Source organism: Streptomyces winkii (assembly GCF_032248595.1).
Taxonomy (GTDB): Bacteria; Actinomycetota; Actinomycetes; order Streptomycetales; family Streptomycetaceae; genus Streptomyces; species Streptomyces winkii.
In genome coordinates, this window is sequence record NZ_JASTTH010000008.1 from 1 (window position 1) to 17889 (window position 17889).

At 69.8% G+C, this 17889-nt stretch carries 9 protein-coding genes, 1 tRNA gene and 1 rRNA gene; 10 read left to right on the plus strand and 1 reads right to left on the minus strand.

Annotated features, from left to right (window positions below; translation table 11 throughout):
* The 3 genes from rrf to QQM67_RS23650 all read left to right on the plus strand — a co-directional run.
* Window positions 1-113 (plus strand): 5S ribosomal RNA (rrf, locus tag QQM67_RS23640); the annotation flags it as partial.
* Window positions 114-215: 102 nt separating this feature from the next.
* Window positions 216-902: a DegT/DnrJ/EryC1/StrS family aminotransferase gene (locus QQM67_RS23645; protein ID WP_399067457.1), complete on the plus strand. Its 687-nt coding sequence runs from the start codon at window positions 216-218 to the stop codon at window positions 900-902.
* Window positions 903-1016: 114 nt separating this feature from the next.
* Window positions 1017-1089, plus strand: a tRNA-Thr gene (locus tag QQM67_RS23650).
* Between the two features lie 87 nt (window positions 1090-1176).
* On the opposite strand, the gene QQM67_RS23655 is transcribed toward QQM67_RS23650, so the two are convergent.
* Complete coding sequence (locus QQM67_RS23655) at window positions 1177-3792, minus strand: SpoIIE family protein phosphatase (RefSeq protein WP_314176226.1); 2616 nt, start codon at window positions 3790-3792, stop codon at window positions 1177-1179.
* 500 nt (window positions 3793-4292) lie between these two features.
* On the opposite strand from QQM67_RS23655, the gene QQM67_RS23660 reads away from it, so the two are divergent.
* The 7 genes from QQM67_RS23660 (at window position 4293) to QQM67_RS23690 (ending at window position 17881) form a co-directional block, all read left to right on the plus strand.
* Window positions 4293-9983 (plus strand): HAMP domain-containing protein, encoded by a 5691-nt coding sequence (locus QQM67_RS23660; RefSeq protein WP_314176228.1) that lies wholly within the window; start codon window positions 4293-4295, stop codon window positions 9981-9983.
* A gap of 246 nt (window positions 9984-10229) precedes the next feature.
* Entirely contained in the window at window positions 10230-10937 is a 708-nt protein-coding gene (locus QQM67_RS23665) for a response regulator (RefSeq protein ID WP_314176229.1), read from the plus strand.
* Between the two features lie 199 nt (window positions 10938-11136).
* Entirely contained in the window at window positions 11137-13875 is a 2739-nt protein-coding gene (locus QQM67_RS23670; RefSeq protein ID WP_314176231.1) for a DNA translocase FtsK, read from the plus strand.
* A 190-nt stretch (window positions 13876-14065) separates the two neighbouring features.
* Window positions 14066-14887, plus strand: coding sequence for a helix-turn-helix domain-containing protein (locus QQM67_RS23675; protein WP_314176233.1), 822 nt, complete (start codon window positions 14066-14068; stop codon window positions 14885-14887).
* A gap of 152 nt (window positions 14888-15039) precedes the next feature.
* Entirely contained in the window at window positions 15040-16602 is a 1563-nt protein-coding gene (rimO, locus tag QQM67_RS23680) for a 30S ribosomal protein S12 methylthiotransferase RimO (RefSeq protein ID WP_314176235.1), read from the plus strand.
* 35 nt (window positions 16603-16637) lie between these two features.
* Window positions 16638-17318, plus strand: a complete 681-nt coding sequence (gene pgsA / locus QQM67_RS23685; RefSeq protein ID WP_399067573.1) for a CDP-diacylglycerol--glycerol-3-phosphate 3-phosphatidyltransferase — start codon at window positions 16638-16640, stop codon at window positions 17316-17318.
* Window positions 17315-17881, plus strand: a complete 567-nt coding sequence (locus tag QQM67_RS23690) for a CinA family protein (protein ID WP_314176238.1) — start codon at window positions 17315-17317, stop codon at window positions 17879-17881. Before pgsA ends, QQM67_RS23690 begins: the two co-directional genes overlap by 4 nt.
* Window positions 17882-17889 lie beyond the last annotated feature (8 nt).

A 17889-nucleotide genomic window follows, 5' to 3' on the forward strand; every position in this document is an offset into this window, starting at 1 on the left:
GTGGTCATAGCGTGAGGGAAACGCCCGGTTACTTTCCGAACCCGGAAGCTAAGCCTTACTGCGCCGATGGTACTGCATGCGGGAGCGTGTGGGAGAGTAGGACACCGCCGAACTCCTTTTGAAGGGCTGTGGTTTCCGAACTGTTGGGTTCGGAAACCACAGCCCTTATTCATGCCGTCACCGGCAGTTCATTTTCCGCGCACACCATCGGCGTCATGAGCGCGACACAGATGACGTCCGTCGGCATAGGAAGCGGAGACGAGGTCGTGGTGCCGGCCTTCGGCGGTGCCGAAGTGGCGGGTGCCGTAAGGGCGGTGGGGGCTCGCCCGGTGTTCGCGGACATAGATCCGCTCAGCTTCTGCTTGTCCCCGAAGGCGGTCGAGGCGGCAGTCACGGACAGGACGGTCGCGATCGCGCCCGTGCATCTCTTCGGCCACCCCGCGGACATGGTGTGTCTGCACGAGGTGGCGCAGCGGAAGGGCCTCCGGGTCGTGGATCCCGAGAGCGGGCCCGCGGTGGTGTCGGTGGACGCCGCCCGGCGGCGGCAGTTCGCGAGCTATCTGGAGCGGCGGCTGCGCGGGGTCGTCATACCCACTGTCGCGCTCGGCGTGCAGCACGCGTTCACCGAGTACGTGGTGCGTGTGCCGGGCAACGGACGGCCTGACCGGGATGCGTTCAAGCGTGCGCTCCGGGCGCGCGGAGTGGCGTGCTACGTACCGGTGAAGACGCCCGCGCACCGCACCGCCGAGTTCCGGACCGATGACTGGCTGCCGGAGTCGGAGCGGGCGGCCGACGAGACGCTGGCGCTCCCGCTGGAGGCGTCGATGACGAAGCGCGACCTGCATCGGCTGGTGTCCGCCTGCAATGGGCTCGGTGGACTGCTGATGGACTCGGCCTGCTGAACACACCGTGCGGACATCGCCAACCGGCCGACGGCTGGGGCGAGTTGGCACTGCCGGGGGCTGAGTGTTTCGGAGGGGCGTCGTGCGTCGGGTAAGATCGACGCCGCCTGACGCGCCCCAATAGCTCAGTCGGCAGAGCGTCTCCATGGTAAGGAGAAGGTCAACGGTTCGATTCCGTTTTGGGGCTCTGAGTAAGCGAGTCGGCAAGGCTCCCGTCGCCGGACGGGAGCCTTTCGTCGTTGACGGGGCTTGTGCCCGGCCCGAGTGTGTCCGGCTACTCGGGGACGCGCATGGCGAGGATGGCCATGTCGTCGGAGGGCGCCGCGTTCGCGAAACGTTCGACCGCGCGCATGATGCGGGCGGCCACGGCTCCCGCCGTCAGGCCCGTACAGCTGGTCAGTACATCGGCGAGGCCGTCGTCGCCCAGCATGCGGGTGCCCTCGCGGCGTTCGGTGACCCCGTCCGTGACGCACAGCAGCACATCGCCCGGGTCGAGGATGATGGTCTGCTCGTACAGTTCGAGGTCGTCCATGACGCCGAGGAGCGGCTGCGGGTCGGCGGCCGGTTCGACGCTGCCGTCCTGACGCAGCCGTAGCGGAAGGGGATGGCCGGCGCAGACGACCTTCAGTTCGGCGCTTCCGTCGGGCTGCGGCCTCAACTCACCGTACAGCAGTGTCAGGAAGCGGCTGCGCGCGCCCTCGTCGAGGATCGCGGTGTTGAGGCGGTCCAGAACCGCGGGCCCGCCGAGGCCCTCGCGGGCGAGCAGGCGCAGCGCGTGCCGGGCGAGGCCCGTCACCGCCGCCGCCTCCGGGCCGGTGCCGCACACATCGCCGATGGCGAAGCCGTAGGTGTCCTCGGAGATGTCGAACAGGTCGTAGAAGTCGCCGCCGACTTCGTTGCCCTCACCCGCGGCGCGGTAGATGACCTCGACCTCGACTCCGCCGCTGACCTCGGGGAGTTCGGGCGGCAGCAGGCTGCGCTGGAGGGACTGGCTGATGGCGGTGCGCTCCGAGTACAGCCTCGCGTTGTCGAGGGCCAGAGCGGCCCGGCGCGAGAGGTCCTCGGCGAGTTCGAGGATCTCCTGACGGAACCGTTCCTCGGCCGGCTTGCCCAGCGTCAGCATGCCGATGACGCGGTTGCGGGCGACGAGCGGAAGTACGACGGTCTCCCCGCCGACTGCCGCCGCCGTGGCCCGAGTCGAGCCCGGCGAGAGATGGTGCTCCTCCTCGCCGAGCACCACCGTCCGCAGGGAGCTGCGCAGAGCGGCCGAGTGCGCCGCGTCGGACGGTGCGCTCCACACGCGGGCGCCGGGTGTCGGCACCGGATCCGGCGGATCGACCTTGTTGAGCAGCGCCTTGAGATGGTCGATGCGGTCCTCGTCCTCGTGGAGGACGTACGACAGCTTGGGGTCCGAGCCGGGCTCCGCGACGGTGTACACCGCGCACCAGGCCGCGAGCGTGGGCACCGTCATCTGCGCCATCAGCGCCAGCGTCTGGTCCCGGTCGAGGGTGCCGGCCAGCAGGTCGGACGCCTCGACGAGGAAGGAGAGCGAGCCGCGGCGCAGCCTCTCCAGCTCGGTCAGCCGGGCCCGTTCGACGGCGAGTGCGATGCGGTCCGCGGCGAACTGGAGCCGCAGCGCTTCCTCGTTCGTGTACCGGCCAGGAGACTCGGTGGCCACACCCAGCGAACCCGTCAGCCGGCCCTCGACCTTGAGCGGCACCGTGACCACGGAACGCATGCCCGTGCCGGCGAGCAGCGGCACCGCGCCCGGCACGACCGTGAGGTCCTCGTGGACGGACGGCATGCGCGCCGATCCGTACCGCCCGGTGCCCGCCTCGACCGGAACCCTGGCGAAGCGCTGGCGCGCGGACGGCAGTCCGGTGGAGGCCCGCACTTCGAGCTCGGTCTCGTCGTCCGTGGCCAGCAGGAGGTAGGCGGAGTCGCCGTCGAGCATGTCGCGTGCGCGCTCGACCGTTCGCTGGAGCAACCCGTCGAGGTCGTCCGGCGCCGGGGAACCGATGAAGATTTCGAAGGGGTCGGCGGAACTCTCGCCGGTGTCGTTGCGGCTTGCGGAGTCGGGTGCGGGGGAGCGCAACGGGGATTGAAGTACGGCCCGTTCGTGGTCGCGTACGAGCAGGCACACCGTGGACGGCTCGCCGTCGCTGTCGCGCACGCGCAGGTGGGAGGCGTAGACGGGGATCGTACGGCCGTCGGCGTCCCGCAGCCCGTACGAGCCCTCCCAGCGGGAGAGCTGAAGCGCCTCGGCGATGCCGGTGCTGGTGCCGGGGGTGTGCGGCCAGGCGGCGAAGTCGGTGAGGGGTTTGCCGATGACCTGGTCGCCCTGGTACCCGAAGAGCCGCTGTGCGTCCTCGTTCCAGGCGGCGATGGTTCCGCCGCGGTCGACCTGCACGACGGCGACGTGCACGCGCGTCTCGGCGACCGGAAGCGCGTCGTCGGGCAGCGCCGGACCCGCGGCCCGCGTGCCCACGGGGCGTTCGGGAAGGTCGAGGCTGAACCAGACGCGCTTGTCGGCCGCGGTGTAGTCGACGCCCCAGTGCGAGGCGAGCGCGGCGCACAGCAGCAGCCCGCGGCCGCCCTCACGGTCCGGGCTGCCGAGGACGTACGACGGGTCCTGGAGCGGCAGTTCGCGCTCGGGGTAGCGGTCGACGACCTCGATGCGTACGCCCTCGCCGTCGCGCAGGCACACGACTTCGGCGGCGGTGCCCGCGTGCACCACGGCGTTGGTGACGAGTTCGCTGGTCAGCACGACGGCGTCGTCGACGATGTCGCCCAGGCCCCACCCCTGGAGGGTGTCCCGCACGAAGGCGCGGGCCGTCGCGACGGAACGTCCGACAGGCTCGAACGTGGCCGCTGCCCTCGCGGTGATCACTCGTCTCCCCTTGTATCGCTGATCGCGGCCCGGCCGCGCGCCGCCCGCGCCGGCCGGAGTGTGCTGCGCCGCGATCGCGGGTGCCCCCGTGCTGCCGGCTGCCGGGCTGTCTCCTTTACCGCCGGCCGGGAGACCCACGTCGCCGTCCGCGGGTACGCCCCCGCGTTCGGCGCTCTGCTCTTGCGTCACCCGCGGCGCCCCTCCGTTGCCTTTCATGCTCTCGCAGCTGCCCCGCCCTCTTCGTGCGCTTCCACACGATTCGCACTTACCAGGCCCAGTCCGCAACACGGGACGGATGGACAGCCGGAAGCCAGGTTACTTACGTTCGCAGTGTGCGCGGGTGCCGGATCCAGTGTGTTTTCCGTCCGGGGTCTGTGGAGAGCCGTGTGCCATGCTGCCGAACTGTTATCGCCTGGTTCGGGCAGGGTGAAACACTGGGAAGGCTCGAAGCAGAAGCCCGGGTATGACGGCAGGACGGTCGACCCTTCGGGAGGGACACGGTGGAGTCTGGCGCAGCGGCGCGTGGCAAGAGTGCGCGCGCGAAAGGCGGCCGCTCCCGGAAGAGCGGGACGATCGAGGTCGATGCGGCATCCGTCAATCGGCTACTGACGGCGTTGACGGCCATGCGGGACGGTAACTTCCGTAAACGGCTGACCGTCACGGGCGACGGACCGATGGCCGAGATCGCCGCGGTCTTCAACGAGGTCGCGGATCAGAACCTTCATCTGACGGGAGAGCTCGCCCGCGTGCGGCGGGTCGTGGGCCGCGAGGGCAAGCTCACGGAGCGGCTCGAGACCGGCACGTGCGAGGGGTCGTGGGCCGCGGCGATCGACGCCTCGAACGCGCTGGTGGAGGACCTGGTACGGCCCGTCTCCGAGGTCGGCAGAGTGCTGACCGCGGTGGCCGAGGGCGACCTGGAGCAGCGGATGGATCTGCGCTCCCGCGGAGCCGACGGCAGCGGCCGGCCGCTGCGCGGCGAGTTCCTGAAGGTCGGGCGCACCGTCAACGGGCTCGTGGATCAGCTCTCGGCGTTCACCGACGAGGTGACACGGGTCGCGAGCGAGGTCGGTACGGAAGGGAAGCTGGGCGGCCAGGCGCGCGTGCGCGGAATGTCCGGTTCGTGGAAGGACCTCACGGATTCCGTCAACACGATGGCGTCCCGGCTGACGGCTCAGGTGAGGGACATCGCACTTGTGACGACTGCGGTCGCCAAGGGCGACCTCTCCCGCAAGGTCACCGTCCATGTGGCCGGTGAGATGCTGGAGTTGAAGAACACCGTCAACACGATGGTCGACCAGCTCTCGTCCTTCCAGTCCGAGGTGACGCGGGTCGCCCGCGAGGTCGGCACCGAGGGAGAGCTCGGCGGGCAGGCCCGCGTTCAGGGCGTGGCCGGTGTGTGGAAGGACCTGACCGACTCCGTCAACCTCATGGCGGGCAACCTCACCTCCCAGGTGCGAGAGATCGCGCAGGTGACGACGGCTGTCGCCAACGGCGACCTGTCGCAGAAGATCACGGTGAACGCGCGGGGCGAGGTCGCCCAGCTCGCCGAGACGATCAACACGATGACGGAGACGCTGCGTACGTTTGCGGACGAGGTGACCCGCGCGGCCAACGAGGTCGGTACGGAGGGCGTCCTCGGCGGTCAGGCGCAGGTTCCGGGCGCCGCCGGGATCTGGAAGGACCTCACCGACTCGGTGAACACGGCGTTCCGCAACCTCACCGCGCAGGTGCGGGACATCGCGCAGGTGACGACGGCGGTGGCGAACGGAGATCTGTCGCAGAAGGTGACCGTGGACGTCTCCGGCGAGATGCTGGAGCTGAAGACGACGGTCAACACGATGGTCGACCAGCTCTCCTCCTTCGGCGCCGAGGTGACCCGCGTCGCCCGGGAGATCGGTGTCGAGGGCGAGCTCGGCGGTCAGGCGCAGGTTCCGGGAGCGGGCGGCACCTGGAAGGACCTCACCGACTCGGTGAACACGGCGTTCCGCAACCTCACCGGACAGGTCCGCAACATCGCGCAGGTGACGACGGCGGTCGCGAACGGCGATCTGTCGCAGAAGGTCGCCGTCGACGTCTCCGGCGAGATGCTGGAGCTGAAGAACACCGTGAACACGATGGTCGACCAGCTCTCGTCCTTCGCCGAGCAGGTCACGAGGATGGCCAGGGACGTCGGTACGGAGGGACGGCTGGGCGGTCAGGCCCGCGTCGACGGTGTGTCCGGGACGTGGAAGGACCTCACCGACTCCGTCAACTTCATGGCGGGCAACCTGACTTCGCAGGTGCGCAACATCGCGCAGGTGACCACGGCCGTGGCGCGCGGCGATCTGTCGCAGAAGATCGAGGTCGACGCCCGCGGCGAGATCCTCGAACTCAAGAACACGATCAACACGATGGTGGATCAGCTCTCTTCGTTCGCGGAGCAGGTCACGCGGGTGGCCCGCGAGGTCGGTACGGAGGGCCGCCTGGGCGGCCAGGCGCAGGTGCCCGGCGTCGCGGGCGTGTGGCGCGATCTGACCGACTCCGTGAACGGCATGGCCGGCAACCTCACGGATCAGGTGCGCAACATCGCGCAGGTCGCCACCGCCGTCGCCCGCGGTGACCTCTCGCAGAAGATCACCGTGGACGCGCGCGGCGAGATCCTGGAGCTGAAGAACACCCTCAACACGATGGTGGATCAGCTCTCTTCGTTCGCGGAGCAGGTCACGCGGGTGGCCCGCGAGGTCGGTACGGAGGGCATCCTCGGCGGCCAGGCGGAGGTCAAGGGCGTCTCCGGGACGTGGAAGGACCTCACCCAGTCCGTCAACTTCATGGCGAACAACCTCACTTCGCAGGTGCGGAACATCGCGGAGGTCACCACGGCGGTCGCGGACGGCGACCTGTCGAAGAAGATCACCGTCGACGCCAAGGGCGAGATCCTCGCGCTGGTGACGACCGTGAACACGATGGTCGACCAGCTGTCCTCGTTCGCGGAGCAGGTCACGCGGGTGGCCCGCGAGGTGGGCACCGAGGGCATGCTCGGCGGTCAGGCGCGGGTGCCGGGCGTCACCGGCATCTGGAAGGACCTGAGCGAGAACGTGAACCTGATGGCGAACAACCTCACCAGCCAGGTCCGTAACATCTCGCAGGTCGCGACCGCGGTCGCCAACGGCGACCTGACCAAGAAGGTCACGGTCGAGGCGAGCGGCGAGGTCGAGCAGCTCGCGGACACCCTCAACACGATGGTCACGGCCCTGTCGACGTTCGCCGAGGAGGTCACCAGGGTCGCCCGCGAGGTCGGTACGGACGGCGTGCTCGGCGGCCAGGCCCGGGTGGCCGGTGTCGCGGGCACCTGGAAGGACCTGACCGAGTCCGTGAACTCGATGGCCTCCAACCTCACCGGACAGGTGCGCAACATCGCGATGGTGACGACGGCCATCGCCCGCGGCGACCTCACCAAGAAGATCGACATCGAGGCCAACGGCGAGATCCTGGAGCTCAAGACGACCATCAACACGATGGTCGACCAGCTCTCCTCGTTCGCCGAGCAGGTGACCCGGGTGGCCCGAGAGGTGGGCACCGAGGGGCAGTTGGGCGGCCAGGCGCGCGTGCGCGGCGTCGCGGGCACGTGGAAGGACCTGACCGACTCGGTGAACGAGATGGCGTCCAACCTGACCCGTCAGATGCGCGCCATCGCCGACGTGGCCACCGCCGTGACCCGCGGCGACCACAACGTGCGCATCGACGTCGAGGCGGCGGGCGAGATCCTTCAGCTCCAGGGCTACATCAACACGATGATCGCCAACCTCCGCGAGACCACTCTCGCCAACCAGGAGCAGGACTGGCTCAAGAGCAACCTGGCCCGCATCTCCGGCCTCATGCAGGGCCGCCGCGATCTGAAGGACGTCGCCGGTCTGATCATGAGCGAGCTGACGCCCGTCGTCTCCGCGCAGCACGGCGCCTTCTTCCTCGCGTTCTCCACCGGTGAGGACAACGAGGACGTGGGCATCGGCGCGGACCACAGCGCCGACGACAACTACGAGCTGCGCATGGTCGGCAGCTACGGCTACTCGACCGAGGCGATGCCGACGACCTTCACGCCCGGCGAGTCGCTGATCGGCACTGCGGCCAAGGAGGCGCGGACGATCCTGGTCGAGAACGCGCCGCCCGGCTATCTGAAGATCTCCTCCGGGCTCGGAGAGGCGCCGCCGGCGCACGTGATCGTGCTGCCCGTCGTCTTCGAGGGAACGATCCTCGGCGTGATCGAGCTGGCCGCGTTCCAGCCGTTCGCGCAGATCCAGAAGGACTTCCTCAACCAGATCGCCGAGATGATCGCCACGAGCGTCAACACCATCAGCGTCAACACGAAGACCGAGGTCCTGCTGGAGCAGTCGCAGCAGCTGACCGAGCAGCTCCGTGAGCGCTCCGAGGAGCTGGAGAACCGGCAGCGCGCGTTGCAGGAGTCCAACGCACAGCTGGAGGAGAAGGCCGAGCAACTCGCCCAGACCAACAGCGACATCGAGATCAAGAACAGGGAGATCGAAGAGGCGCGGCAGGTCCTCGAGGAGCGCGCCGAGCAGCTGTCCGTCTCGATGCGCTACAAGTCGGAGTTCCTGGCCAACATGAGCCACGAGCTGCGCACTCCGCTCAACTCGCTGCTCATCCTCGCCAAGCTGCTCGCGGACAACGCCGAGGGCAATCTCTCGCCCAAGCAGGTCGAGTTCGCCGAGACGATCCACGGGGCGGGCTCCGACCTGCTCCAGCTGATCAACGACATCCTCGACCTGTCGAAGGTCGAGGCCGGCAAGATGGACGTCAGCCCCACGCGCATCGCGCTCGTCCAGCTCGTCGACTACGTGGAGGCGACCTTCCGGCCGCTGACGGCGGAGAAGGGTCTCGACTTCTCCGTACGCGTCTCACCGGAGCTGCCCGCGACGCTGCACACGGACGAGCAGCGGCTGCTCCAGGTGCTGCGCAACCTGCTGTCCAACGCGGTGAAGTTCACCGACACCGGGGCCGTCGAGCTGGTGATCCGCTCGGCACAGGCGGACGTTCCCGACGTGATCCGGGAGCAGATGCTGGAGCACGGATCGCTGCTGGACGCCGAGGCGGAGATGATCGCCTTCTCGGTGACCGACACCGGCATCGGGATCGCCTCCAGCAAGATGCGGGTGATCTTCGAGGCGTTCAAGCAGGCCGACGGCACGACGAGCCGCAAGTACGGCGGTACGGGCCTGGGCCTGTCCATCAGCCGGGAGATCGCCCGGCTGCTGGGCGGCGAGATCTACGCCGCCAGCGAGCCGGGCCGCGGCTCCACCTTCACGCTCTACCTGCCGCTGCATCCGACCGAGCTGCCGCCCCAGGGCTATGCGCAGCTGGGCTCCGGCACGCTGGCCGTCGTCGCCGCTGCGGAGACGGGAGCGGCCGCCGCGGAGCGCATCGAGCCGCTGGAGCGCCTCGACGAGTCGACGTCATCCGCGGACGAGGAGGCCGAGGAGGCCACCGGGGCGGGCGGCGACGCGGAGGACCAGTCCGCGAGCGACGTCGCCGCCTCCGAGGCGGAACGCGCCGCCGCCTCGCTCGTACGCCGCCGCAGGCAGCGCAACGCCACGGAGCCAGAGCAGAAGCCCGAACTGCCGCCCGAGGCACGGCCCGAGCCGCGCGCGCTTCAGAACGGCCGCGGCGCTCAGGGGGCGCAGAACGGCCGCACGGCCTCCGGGGTCGGGTCCGGGCCCGGCAGCCGGGCCGCGGGCGCGTCGGCGGCCGCACAGGAAGCGCAGGACGACGCCTGGCTGCACAGCGGGCAGGACCTCGTCGAGCCGGGCCCCGGCGGCGACTTCGGCGGTGAGAAGGTGCTCATCGTCGACGACGACATCCGTAACGTCTTCGCGCTGACGAGCGTCCTCGAACAGCACGGACTCCAGGTGCTCTACGCCGAGAACGGCCGGGAGGGGATCGAGGTACTGGAACAGCACGACGACGTGACCGTGGTGCTGATGGACATCATGATGCCGGAGATGGACGGCTACGCGACGACCGCGGCGATCCGCAAGATGCCGCAGTTCGCCGGGCTGCCGATCATCGCGCTCACGGCCAAGGCGATGAAGGGCGACAGGGAGAAGAGCATCGAGGCCGGAGCGTCCGACTACGTCACGAAACCGGTGGACACGGACCACTTGCTCGCGGTCATGCAGGAGTGGATGAGCGCGCGTTGATGTGGCACCGTGCTGGTAGCAGTCGACCGCTGACGGAGTGTGTCGAAGACGTGTGGAAGTGCGGTCATCCGGGAACCTTTTGGTCCCCTGAGGCGTTTTTGCTGTGTGCACAGTGACATCACGGTGACAGGGTGTGGTGAACACCGGGGTGCGGCTACGATGACCCGCACAAGGACGGGCGGCGCTGTCGATGAGCGGCCCCCAGGGGCGGCGTCCGACGGACTGCCGGGGCGAGGAGGACGGGCCATGGTGCAGAAGGCCAAGATCCTCCTGGTCGATGACCGGCCGGAGAATCTGCTGGCGCTGGAGGCCATCCTCTCCGCGCTCGATCAGACGCTGGTGCGGGCATCGTCAGGGGAGGAAGCGCTCAAGGCGCTGCTGACGGACGACTTCGCGGTCATTCTGCTCGATGTGCAGATGCCGGGCATGGACGGTTTCGAGACCGCGGCCCACATCAAGCGCCGGGAGCGTACGCGCGACATCCCCATCATCTTCCTGACCGCCATCAACCACGGCCCGCACCACACCTTCCGGGGTTACGCGGCGGGCGCGGTGGACTACATCTCCAAGCCGTTCGACCCGTGGGTGCTGCGCGCCAAGGTCTCCGTCTTCGTCGAGCTCTACATGAAGAACGTCCAGCTGCGTGAGCAGGCGTCGCTGCTGCGGCGGCAGTTGGAGAACGGCAGCGGCGCCGGCCAGACCGTGCCGGAGGGCACGGAGAGCGAGGAGGGCGCCGAGCCTCCCGGGCTGCTGGCCGAGCTGTCCGCGCGCCTGGCCGCGGTGGAGGAGCAGGCCGAGGCGCTCTCCAAGCAGCTGGGTGACAGCGCCGAGTCGGCCACGATCGCCACGGCCGCGCATCTCGAGCGCAAAATCACCGGGCTCCGCAGGGCACTTGACGCTCTCGAACCGGGCACGGGCGGCAGCGCTTCGGCTCAGGTGCCGTCGCAGAACTGACGCCCTGGCAGAACTGAACTGACCGTCTCCGCTGCGGAGACGGTTCCGCGCCGGGTGCGCGTTGTCCTCCGCGCTTGCGCCTGATCCCCCGTCAGCGCCCCGGCTCCGGGAAAGTGCACTCGGGCGGCCCCGTGCCGTTCACGCCCGCGCTGCACGGCCGTTCGTGCCCCGACCGCCCGACGACGGTAACCTCACCATCATGGCCTCTCGTACGTCCGGCTCCGGAAAGGCAGCCAAGAAAGCGCCCGCGAAGAAGGCTGCCGCGAAGAAGGCGCCGGCGAAGAAGGCCACCGCCAAGAAGGCAGCGGCCAAGAAGCCGGCCGCCAAGGGCAAAGCCAAGGCGGCGCCCAAGCCCGCGCCGTCGCCCACCGGCGGCATCTACCGGCTCGTGCGCGCGTGCTGGCTCGGCGTCGCGCACACGCTCGGCGCGCTGCTGCGCGGCATAGGGCGGAGCACCAAGGGGCTCGACCCGGCGCACCGCAAGGACGGGCTGGCGCTGTTGCTGATCGGCGTCGCCCTGGTCATCGCCGCGGGCACCTGGTCCAACCTCAAAGGCACGGTCGGCGATCTCGTCAAGATGCTCATCACCGGCGCCTTCGGCCGGCTCGACCTGCTGGTGCCGGTGCTCCTCGGCGTGATCGCCGTACGGCTGATCCGGCACCCGGAGAAGCCGGAGGCCAACGGCCGTATCGTCGTGGGGCTTTCGGCGCTCGTCATCGGCGGGCTCGGGCTCGTGCACATCGCGTGCGGGGCGCCCGGGCGCGGAGCGGGCGAGAGCGCGATCCAGGACTCCGGCGGCCTCATCGGCTGGGCGGCGTCGCGGCCGCTGATCGAGACGGTCGGCCAGGTGCTGGCCGTTCCGCTGCTCGTACTGGTCGCTCTCTTCGGTCTCCTCGTCGTCACGGCGACGCCCGTCAACGCCATTCCCCGGCGGCTGCGCGCCGGCGCGGTGCGTCTGGGCCTCGTGGACGGCCCGCCCGCCGCACGGGAGTTGGAGGACGACGAGGCAGACGAGGAGCCCGTCGCGCGGCCCGGCCGCGGGCGTGCGCACAGCATGCGCAAGGAGTACCTCGACCCGGCGCAGGCCGAGAAGGAAGCCCTCGACCGCCGGCGCTCCACTCGCAGGGGCCGCGCCCGCCGCGGCGGCGCCGCCCGGCACGACGAGTCCGTCGACGCCGCCGCGGACGCCGCCGCGTCGCTGGACGGCGCGCTCCTGCACGGTGTGCAGCCCTCGCCGCTCGTCGCCGACCTGAGCAACGGCGTCACCTCCGGGGAGCGCCGCAGGGGCGCCCGTACGGACGGGGAGGGGGAAGCCGAGGCGGTGCCCGTCGCCCGGCGCGAGGGCAGTGCCGCGGACGCCGGGGACGCCGAGGACACCCCGGTACCCGATCTGACGAAGTCTCCCGCGCGGCGGGAGCCGGACTCGCTGCCGCCGCGTGCCGAGCAGCTCCAGCTCTCCGGCGACATCACCTATGCGCTGCCCTCGCTCGACCTGCTGGAGCGCGGCGGCCCCGGCCGTACGCGCAGTGCGGCGAACGACCAGGTCGTCGAGTCGCTGACGAACGTCTTCAGCGAGTTCAAGGTGGACGCGGCCGTCACGGGCTTCACGCGCGGACCGACGGTCACCCGGTACGTCATCGAGCTCGGCCCGGCGGTCAAGGTCGAGAAGATCACGGCGCTGACGAAGAACATCGCCTACGCAGTGGCCAGCCCGGACGTGCGCATCATCAGCCCCATCCCGGGCAAGTCCGCCGTCGGCATCGAGATCCCCAACAGCGACCGGGAGATGGTCAATCTCGGTGACGTGCTGCGCTCCGCCGAGGCCGCCGGCGAGGAGCACCCGATGCTCGTGGGGCTCGGCAAGGACGTCGAGGGCGGCTATGTCTCGGCCAATCTCGCCCGCATGCCGCACATACTGATCGCGGGCGCGACCGGTTCCGGCAAGTCGTCGTGCATCAACTGCCTCATCACCTCCGTGCTGGCGCGTGCCACGCCGGAGGACGTACGGATGGTCCTCGTCGACCCCAAGCGGGTCGAACTGACCGCGTACGAAGGCATTCCGCACCTCATCACGCCCATCATCACCAACCCCAAGAAGGCCGCGGAGGCGCTTCAGTGGGTGGTGCGCGAGATGGACCTGCGCTACGACGACCTGGCGGCGTACGGATACCGCCACATCGACGACTTCAACGCGGCCGTGCGCAGCGGCAAGGCCACGGCGCCGGAGGGCAGCGAGCGCGAGCTGGCGCCGTACCCGTATCTGCTGGTCATCGTCGACGAGTTGGCGGACCTGATGATGGTCGCGCCGCGCGACGTCGAGGACGCGATCGTACGGATCACGCAGCTCGCGCGTGCGGCGGGCATCCACCTCGTGCTGGCCACCCAGCGTCCGTCCGTCGACGTCGTCACCGGCCTGATCAAGGCCAACGTGCCGTCCCGGCTGGGCTTTTCCACCTCTTCCCTCGCCGACAGCCGCGTCATCCTCGACCAGGCCGGCGCCGAGAAGCTGATCGGCAAGGGCGACGGCCTCTTCCTGCCGATGGGTGCCAACAAGCCCGTGCGCATGCAGGGGGCCTTCGTCGACGAGGAGGAGATCCAGGCGGTCGTCGCGCACTGCAAGGCGCAGATGTCCCCCGTCTTCCGCGACGACGTCATCGTCGGGCAGAGCAAGAAGAAGGAGATCGACGAGGAGATCGGCGACGATCTGGACCTGCTGTGCCAGGCGGCGGAGCTGGTGGTCTCCACGCAGTTCGGCTCGACGTCGATGTTGCAGCGGAAGCTGCGCGTCGGCTTCGCCAAGGCGGGCCGGCTGATGGATCTGATGGAGTCCCGGGGCGTGGTCGGGCCCAGCGAGGGATCGAAGGCACGCGATGTGCTGATCAAGCCCGACGAACTTGATGGTGTGCTCGCGGTGATCCGCGGGGAGTCTCACCCGTAAGGACGAGTGAGGCAACCGTTTCCCTGGCGTATACGTCAAGTTGGAGATGGGAGCGTGTGGAAGTGTCCGAAGTCAGGCGGTCCGACAATCCTGATGGCGTACAAAGTTCGTCCGCCCGCTTGCCCCACTCTTTTGCTCCGCCCCTAGACTGAACGTCCAGCAGGTGGCTACACGCTCGAAAGGCGCCCCCGTGTCCATCGGCAACGCAGCGGAAGAGGACCGTCCATCGGTCGGTCAAGCCCTCCAGCAAGCCCGCATCGAAGCACGGCTGACGGTTGATGAAGTCAGTACGTCGACGAGAGTGCGCGTCCCCATTGTGCAGGCGATCGAGGCCGACGACTTCTCCCGCTGCGGCGGCGACGTCTACGCCCGCGGCCATGTCCGAACCCTGGCGCGCGAAGTCGGACTGGATCCTCAGGAGCTCGTCGCGCAGTACGACGAGGAGCACGGTGGGCGTCCCCAGCCGACTCCGCCCGCCGCGCTCTTCGAGGCAGAGCGCATCCGGCCGGAACGGCGCAGGCCCAACTGGACGGCGGCGATGGTCGCCGCGATCGTGGCGGTCGTCGGTTTCGTCGGCTTCACCCTCGTCGGCGGCGGCGGTGAGCAGGAGCCCTCGAAAGCGAAGGAGACGCCCTCCGCGCGGCCCACCGAGACCGACACCCCCTCCCGGCCTCCCGAGACCTCGGCTCCCGAGGACCCGAAGCCTTCCGACAGCCCCGAGGCTTCCGACAGCGCCATCGCCGCGGCTCCCGCCGACAAGGTGACGGTCCAGATGACCGCCAAGCAGGACGTCTGGATCTCCGCACGCGACCACAACGGACGACTGGTCCACGAGGGCGTGCTCAAGAAGGGCAAGAGCAAGGTCTTCACCGACGACAAGCGCCTCAGCCTCGTGCTCGGCAACGCCGGCGGCGTGCAGTTGTACGTCAACGGCAAGGAAGTCGAGGACGTCGGCGAAGACGGTCAGGTTCAGCGCGTGAGCTACACGCGGGGAGACCCGGAAGCGGGCTGACGGCGAGCGCCCCGTCGATCCGGCCCGGGATCAACCCGTGACCCGGAATCCGCCGCGCCTTCGCGCACGGTCTCGGCACGAGCGCGTCCCGCCCACCAGCCGCAGAGTCACCTGCGGCTGGTGGGCGGGACGTGACGAAGTACGCTGAGTCCATGCCCGAACGCCGCACCGTCGCCCTTGTCACGCTTGGATGCGCCCGTAACGAGGTCGATTCCGAAGAGCTCGCAGGCCGCCTGGCGGCGGACGGCTGGGACCTCGTGGAAGAGGCCGCCGAGGCCGACGTCGCCGTCGTCAACACCTGCGGCTTCGTCGAGGCCGCGAAGAAGGACTCGGTCGACGCGCTGCTGGAGGCCAACGACCTGAAGTCCGGGGCCGGTTCGGACGGCGGGAACCGTACGAAGGCCGTGGTGGCCGTCGGCTGCATGGCCGAGCGGTACGGCAAGGAGCTGGCCGAGGCGCTGCCCGAGGCCGACGGCGTGCTCGGGTTCGACGACTACGCCGACATCTCCGGCCGCCTCCAGACCATCCTCGGCGGCGGCGTGCACGCCCCGCACACTCCGCGCGACCGCCGCAAGCTGCTGCCCATCAGCCCGGCCGAGAGGCAGGACGCCGGCGGTGACGTCGCGCTGCCGGGCCACGGCGGCCCCGAGGACCTTCCGGACGGTCTCGCGCCGGCGTCCGGGCCGCGGGCACCGCTGCGCCGGCGGCTGGACGGCAGCCCCGTCGCCTCCGTGAAGCTGGCGTCGGGCTGCGACCGGCGCTGCTCGTTCTGCGCGATCCCGTCCTTCCGCGGCTCCTTCATCTCGCGGCGCCCCTCGGACGTACTGGGCGAGACGCGCTGGCTGGCGGAGCAGGGCGTGCGCGAGGTCATGCTCGTCTCCGAGAACAACACGTCGTACGGCAAGGACCTGGGCGACATCCGGCTTCTGGAGACGCTGCTGCCCGAACTCGCCGCCGTGGAGGGCATCGAGAGGATCAGGGTCAGCTACCTTCAGCCCGCCGAGATGCGCCCCGACCTGATCGACGTACTGACTCAGACGGAGAAGGTCGCACCGTACTTCGACCTGTCGTTCCAGCACTCGGCGCCCGGCGTGCTGCGGGCGATGCGGCGCTTCGGGGACACCGAGAGCTTCCTCGGGCTGCTGGAGACGATCAGATCCAAGTCGCCCCAGGCGGGCGTCCGTTCTAACTTCATCGTGGGATTCCCCGGCGAGAGCGAGGCCGACGTCGCGGAGCTGGAGCGCTTCCTGAGCGAGGCACGGCTCGACGCCGTCGGGGTCTTCGGGTACTCGGACGAGGACGGGACGGAGGCGGCCGGCTACGACGCGAAGAACGATCCCGACACCGTCGCGGAGCGCCTGGAGAGGGTCTCCCGGCTTGCCGAGGAGCTCACGGCGCAGCGCGCCGAGGAGCGCCTGGGGGAGACGGTGCGCGTGCTGGTCGAGTCCGTCGAGGACGACGAGAGCGGCGAGGACACCGCGGACGAGGCCCGCGGCGCCGTGCTCGTCGGCCGTGCCGCGCACCAGGCGCCGGAGACGGACGGCCAAGTGCTGCTGAGCGGCGGCTCCGCACCGGTACGGAGCGGCGCGATCGGACGTATGGTCGAGGCGAAAGTGGTCGCCACACAAGGCGTGGACCTGGTCGCCGAGCCGCTGTACAGCGGCGCCGAGGGGGGCGACGAGGGCGGCGGAGGCAACAAGGAGGACGGCGGATGACGGGAGTGCCGGCCTCCGCGGCGAGTGGGGGTGCGATGGCGAAGCCCCAGCACAAGCCTCAGCACAAGTCCGCGAGCGAGTCCCGGTCCGGTGCGGCGGCGGGCGCGGTCCGCCGGGTGAGCCTGTGGAACATCGCCAACGTCCTCACGATGGTGCGGCTGCTGCTCGTCCCCGGATTCGTGGCGCTGATGATGTGGCACGGCGGGCACGACCCGGCCTGGCGCTCGTTCGCGTGGGCGGCCTTCACGGTCGCCATGATCACTGACCTCTTCGACGGGGAGCTGGCGCGCCGGTACGACCTCGTCACCGACTTCGGCAAGATCGCCGACCCGATCGCGGACAAGGCGATCATGGGTGCGGCGCTCGCCTGCCTGTCGGTCCTGAACGATCTTCCCTGGTGGGTGACCGGCGTGATCCTCTTCCGGGAGCTGGGCATCACGGCGCTGCGTTTCTGGGTGATCCGGCACGGCGTGATCCCCGCCAGCAGGGGCGGCAAGCTGAAGACCCTGGCGCAGGGCGTCGCGGTCGGCATGTACGTGCTGGTGCTGACCGGGCCGCTCGCGACGCTGCGCTGGTGGGTGATGGCGGTCGCCGTCGTGCTGACGGTGGCGACGGGGCTCGACTACGTACGGCAGGCGGTCGTGCTGCGCCGGGCCGGGCGTGCGCGCGAGCGGGCAGCGCGGGCCGAGGGACAGGCCGCGCCGGAGCCGTCGTGAGCGGAGGACTCGCGCCGCACGAGCGCGAAGAGGACTACTTCGACCTCTCCGCGCATGTGCTGGAGCTGCTCGTGGAACGCGGCGAGACGGTGGCCGTCGCCGAATCGCTGACCGGCGGCATGGTCGCCGCCGAGATCACGGCGGCGCCGGGCTCCTCACGGGCGTTCCGGGGTTCGGTCACGGCGTATGCGACAGACCTGAAGAGGGACTTGCTGGGCGTCGACGCGGCGCTGCTGGAGGAGCGGGGCGCCGTCGACGACGAAGTGGCGCGCAGGATGGCCGAGGGCGTACGAGCGGCGCTGAGCGCTTCCTGGGGCCTGTCGACGACGGGAGTGGCGGGGCCGGAGCCGCAGGACGGCAGAGACGTCGGCACGGTCTTCGTGGCCGTCGCCGGACCGGACGGTGCGACGGTCTCCCGCGGGCCGAAGTTCGAGGGCGACCGCGCCGAGATCCGCGAGCGGAGCGTGAAGGCCGTACTGGGGTTGCTGCATGACGAACTGGCCGGGAATGCGCGGAGGAAGGATAAGGAACAAGACGGGGGGAATGGTTGTTTGCAGCCCTGAGTGAACAC

Coding starts and splice junctions, on each gene's coding strand:
- rimO (WP_314176235.1), top strand. CDS start 15,040: ATGCCCGAACGCCGCACCGTCGCCCTTGTCACGCTTGGATGCGCCCGT.
- pgsA (WP_399067573.1), top strand. CDS start 16,638: ATGGCGAAGCCCCAGCACAAGCCTCAGCACAAGTCCGCGAGCGAGTCC.
- QQM67_RS23665 (WP_314176229.1), top strand. CDS start 10,230: ATGGTGCAGAAGGCCAAGATCCTCCTGGTCGATGACCGGCCGGAGAAT.
- QQM67_RS23645 (WP_399067457.1), top strand. CDS start 216: ATGAGCGCGACACAGATGACGTCCGTCGGCATAGGAAGCGGAGACGAG.
- QQM67_RS23670 (WP_314176231.1), top strand. CDS start 11,137: ATGGCCTCTCGTACGTCCGGCTCCGGAAAGGCAGCCAAGAAAGCGCCC.